This window comes from Bartonella sp. AD328YNZD (assembly GCF_042196425.1).
The window spans coordinates 1-3,697 of the sequence record NZ_JBHIQG010000245.1; the positions used below are offsets into that span (position 1 = coordinate 1).

The 3,697-nt window shown below is 34.2% G+C and carries 2 protein-coding genes and 1 pseudogene; 2 read left to right on the forward strand and 1 reads right to left on the reverse strand.

Annotated features, from left to right (window positions below):
• Positions 1-139: 139 nt before the first annotated feature.
• A complete protein-coding gene (locus tag ACFIO3_RS10010; RefSeq protein ID WP_375607181.1) occupies positions 140-2,515 on the reverse strand; it encodes a mechanosensitive ion channel domain-containing protein in 2,376 nt (791 codons plus the stop codon).
• A gap of 180 nt (positions 2,516-2,695) precedes the next feature.
• On the opposite strand from ACFIO3_RS10010, the gene ACFIO3_RS10015 reads away from it, so the two are divergent.
• Positions 2,696-3,073, forward strand: a complete 378-nt coding sequence (locus tag ACFIO3_RS10015; protein WP_375615210.1) for a hypothetical protein — start codon at positions 2,696-2,698, stop codon at positions 3,071-3,073.
• Positions 3,074-3,164: 91 nt separating this feature from the next.
• Positions 3,165-3,697: pseudogene (locus tag ACFIO3_RS10020) on the forward strand (protein translocase subunit SecDF); the annotation flags it as partial.

The window sequence follows — 3,697 nt, forward strand, 5'->3', positions numbered from 1 at the left end:
AAAGAAATTTTTAAAGGTACACTTCCTTCAACAATAATGAGAGAGTGTATCTTTAAATCAGTATTTTTCACTGTTGCAGCAAAAGCTGTTATGGTAAAAATACTTAATAGAATAACTGTAGTAAAAATATAAGTATATTTCAGCATTCTAAGATTCCTTCCTCAGCAAAACGCTTATATAGGCTAAATCGAAGAGCATTGGTTACATGAGAAGATGAGGTAATATTAGGCACATAAATAGCCAAATTAAAGGAAAAACTCTTACGATCAAATGCTGTAAAACTCACCTGTGGGATAGGATTTTTTAAAACGCCTTCTGTCGTAGAAGCAATCTCTAATAAAATTTCAGCAACATGCTCTGGAGCAACCTTAGATGATACAGTAACTGGTACATCAATTCGTCCTACTTTATTACGTCGTGTCCAATTACTAACGTTGTTATTAATAAGGCTTGAATTGGGAATAATAATCGTCTTACGCTGAATGGTCTCAAGTTCCGTTGCACGCACACTAATACGCTTAACAACGCCCCCTACTGATCCAGATTCTATATAGTCTCCTATTTTAAATGGTCTTCCAACTAAAATAATAAGTCCAGAGACAAAGTTTTGGACAATATTCTGTAAACCAAAACCTATACCAAGTGAAAGTCCTCCAGCAATAAGAGCGAAATTTCTAAGATCCAAACCTGCCATTGATAATCCGGTCAAAGCAGATACAACAACGCCTCCATAACTTATCACTGTTTTGATAGAATTACGTATACCAGAATCGAACTCTCCATGAACCAACACCACATTATCTAACCAACCAATAAATCTTCGAATAAGAAACCAGCAAACACAAAAAGAAATAATTCCTGTTACAAGAGAAATCAAAGAAAGACTAATATTTCCAATCTGAAAACCGGTCACCGATTGCCACAAAACTGCTTTTAAATCAGAATAGGAAAATCCAAACTGTACAGCAATGGGCATTGCACAAAATATAACAACAAATAAATTGAGAAAAACGCCCACAAAAATTCCCAATTGATTCATTGTTTTTTCTTCTAAATGAAACCTCTGCATCAAAAGATGACCAACCGTTGTTTTCATAAATTGGTCTTTAGTTCCAAGTGCTTGAGCACTTTGTATTCCTAAATACATGAGAACTAAAAATGCTCCATCAATCATAATTTGCTGCGTAATAAAACGCGCAAGTCCAACATAACCTAAAAAATTCAATACAAAGAGCAGTAACCCCAAGCCAATAAGAGGAATGCGTATATAAAATGGCCAAAAGTATGGCTCTTTTTTTTCTTCTTGAACACGCCTAGGTCTAAACCGCAAAGGTACAAATGATATTATAAATAGCAAAATCGCTACAAGAAAAACAGCAATAAAACTTTTAGCAATTGTCAAAGATAGAGGCGCTGAAATGATTTGATAAATACTATCAAGAACAGCGTCAAATGCCAAAATACCCCCTAAAGAAGTGAGTAAAATCACTAATTGATAAGCAGACGATGGTGCAATACTGAGAAGACGCACATGGGGCCGATTCGATGATAGAAGAACAACAGCTAATCGATTGATTAAAAATAATAAAATAATTTGACAACCTATCATATCAAAAACTGTTGTAAGCTTACCTGGATCTAAGTTAAAACTACGAAACAAAAACAACACAAGGTAAACGCAAAGAATACAGATAAGTGAAGGTAAAAGAACTGAAATAAAGGCGATCAATAAGCGTTGTAAATAAGATATTTCCTCATTAGACTTCGTAAAGTGGCAATACACATGAACAAGAACTTTTTGAGAAAAATACGAAAGTCCTAAAGTAATAAAAAGTGGAATTAAAAAGCAAAGAACTAGTTGTAAAAACTTGAAGTAAAATATAAAATTCCACCAAGAATTTAACAAAACAAGAAAATCTGATGAAGCCTCTTTTGTTTTTTGGGCGAGATGTTTAACCATCGGAATCGAAAACTCAAGCCTATACGTAAGCGTGCGTTTAAAAAGCTCCCGAGATTGAGAAATAGAAAGTTCCGCTATTCTATTTGCCGCTAAGAAAATTGCTTCAAAACGAAGCATGATACTGTTAATTTTAGCTTTTTGCTCTATCAAATAGGAATATTCCTTCACTGAGCTTTTCAGTTTTTTTATGTCACGATGGAGCTCCATTAATTGATCAAGAAGTGTATTAATCTCATTAAGAGGAGGACGCAAAACAAATGCTGCCTCAATAGCACGTTCACTGATATCTTGTGCACGTAACCGTAATTCTTCTAAAGCACGCTCATCTTCTGGCTTTCTGTCAAAATCTCTTTTTAAAGTTTCAGTATTTTCTTCAAGAGTCTCAATAATCAACTGTTGTTGTTTAATAATTTCATCAACTGAATAAGAAGCTATCGTTTGTTCGACAATTGTATTTTGTGCCCCCCTATTCCCCCATGCACCAGAATTAAATACAAAGATAATCCCCAAAAGAAGGAAAAGTATGAGGATGCTTTTTCTACAAAATGAATACATATCTACCTTATTAATACAAAAGGGATTTTATTTTTCTTTTTTAAATATGGTATAAAGTAGATATTTTCAACTTTTATAGAATAATCTTATAAAAGCTTTCCCTTATCCTATAATACTGATAATAAGATAAAAGAATGATAAATAAGCTGAACTCAATAAGATTAAAGAAGGCACTCTAGCATGTTTTTTTTGCACCTTTATTGCAAAAAAGAAGATTTTCTTCCTTTGACAACCTGGATTTTTCTATCCAGTTTAGGTGTATTCTTGACGAACAACCTAGAAACGCGTGCTTATTTAATCAAACAATCGCACACCAATAATGTCATTAAAACGAATAGATTTGATTTACATCATAAGTGTGATCAGGTGAATGTTACCACAACTGAAAACAAAAAACTTGTAATACTCCATACAGAATCTATTTTTATCAGGACCTTTCAAAAAATCCTAACATTGGATTTCTTTTTAATAAAGATTCCGGCTGTTGACACACGATTTCGTAACGTTAAAACACAATATTTCTCAAATAAACGCGCTCCTCCCAATGAACACACTTAATTCTCTTCCTTGAATATAAAAACGATCATCTTATTTTAATTGTGCTTTTAACTTTGAATAACTGTTAGATTGCCTATTTACGGAATATATCATGCGTACACCTGGTTGGTTAACTACCCTTTATTGTTTTATTCTTTTAAGCAGCATTTATGTTGCCTTACCCAATTTATTTTCACACGAACAAGTTAACAACTCGAAATTTTTACCCAATACCCGTGTGGCACTTGGTCTTGATCTTCAAGGAGGCTCTTCTCTTCTGCTCGAGGTTGATAGCAAAACGTTAAAACGCGATCAATTACACATCGTTTTAAGCAATGTGCGCAATGTATTGCGTGAAAAACAAATCCGCACCTCAAGTGTGCGTATCGTTGAAGATAGCGTTATTGCCCTTATTTCTGACCCATCGCAAACTGAAAAAGCACTCTCTGCTTTGAAAACATTAATAACCCCCATACACAGTAGCTTTGGCACAACAGAACATAACATCACGATCAGTACTCAAAATGAAACTCTCCGCGTCACATTAACAGAAGCTGGTATAAAAGACCGTATAAGCAATGCTATTGAACAAAGCTTAGAAATCATCCGGCGCCGTATAGATCAAGTTGGTGTTTCAGAACCAGC

Coding starts and splice junctions, on each gene's coding strand:
- ACFIO3_RS10010 (WP_375607181.1), bottom strand. CDS start 2,515: ATGTATTCATTTTGTAGAAAAAGCATCCTCATACTTTTCCTTCTTTTG.
- ACFIO3_RS10015 (WP_375615210.1), top strand. CDS start 2,696: ATGTTTTTTTTGCACCTTTATTGCAAAAAAGAAGATTTTCTTCCTTTG.